Source organism: Rhizobium sp. AQ_MP (assembly GCF_014237835.1).
Taxonomy (GTDB): Bacteria; Pseudomonadota; Alphaproteobacteria; order Rhizobiales; family Rhizobiaceae; genus Allorhizobium.
This window is the reverse complement of sequence record NZ_JACJVI010000052.1, coordinates 1-945: the sequence shown is the minus strand read 5'-3', so window position 1 is coordinate 945 and position 945 is coordinate 1. Positions and strand designations below refer to the sequence as shown.

The 945-nt window shown below is 52.8% G+C and carries 2 tRNA genes and 1 rRNA gene; all 3 read right to left on the bottom strand.

Annotation, left to right across the window (positions count from 1 at the left end):
* Positions 1-333: 333 nt before the first annotated feature.
* A tRNA-Ala gene (locus H6M51_RS24170) sits at positions 334-409 on the bottom strand.
* Between the two features lie 112 nt (positions 410-521).
* Positions 522-598 (bottom strand) — tRNA-Ile (locus H6M51_RS24165).
* Positions 599-878: 280 nt separating this feature from the next.
* Positions 879-945, bottom strand: a 16S ribosomal RNA gene (locus H6M51_RS24160); the annotation flags it as partial.

Genomic DNA, 945 nt, shown 5'->3' with positions numbered 1-945 from the left:
TTTAAGACCAGCTTCTCGAGATTAAATCCGGGATCGCGCGGTCAGGCAACGATCATCAGCAATCCGTCAGAGGTGACCTAAGTCACCAACAACGAACGACCAGAGCGACAGGCTTCCTACCTACCTCCGACCCTTCCCCAGGTTCCGGCCGGCTAGGCCATCACAAGGTTCATCAGGATCGGGCTCGGACACGGGGTAAAACCCCATACCTGGAAGCCTCCAGATCAATCTTCTCTTCACAATGTAGACAGAACAGGCACATGGTATGTCGCCAGGTGCAAACTTTTATTTCTTCAAAGACAAGGTCGCCGCACCGCATCAACACCAAAACCTTGGTGGAGCTGAGCGGGATCGAACCGCTGACCCCCTGCTTGCAAAGCAGGTGCTCTCCCAGCTGAGCTACAGCCCCATTCAGGTTGCACCTCAAGGCCATAACCAAGAGATCCGTCAACGCTTAAACCACAAATCCATCCAAACCGTCCAAAATCACCAGATGCGCTCAAAAGCGCAAAGGCAAATCATGGTGGGCCCGGGTAGACTCGAACTACCGACCCCACGCTTATCAAGCGTGTGCTCTAACCGACTGAGCTACGGGCCCATAAGGATGGAACAACACATAGCCGTCCGAGACATGAAAGCCTCAAACGACCAAAGCGTGGTCCTTGTCTTCTGAAGAAAGAGAAACGTGGACGGCGATCTTACGCCATACCGTGACGATGCAAGCATCTGTCCGGCGTATTACGTTGCGATCGTGACCTGACTGGTCCGATCTATGTTCTAAAAAGCTGCTTAAAAGTGTGCCGTATGGCCGTTTTGGCACCCCTGTTCGAAGAACAGGAAAGGTTTGCCAAAACCACTTAATAAGGATGCTTCCTTAGAAAGGAGGTGATCCAGCCGCAGGTTCCCCTACGGCTACCTTGTTACGACTTCACCCCAGTCGCTGAC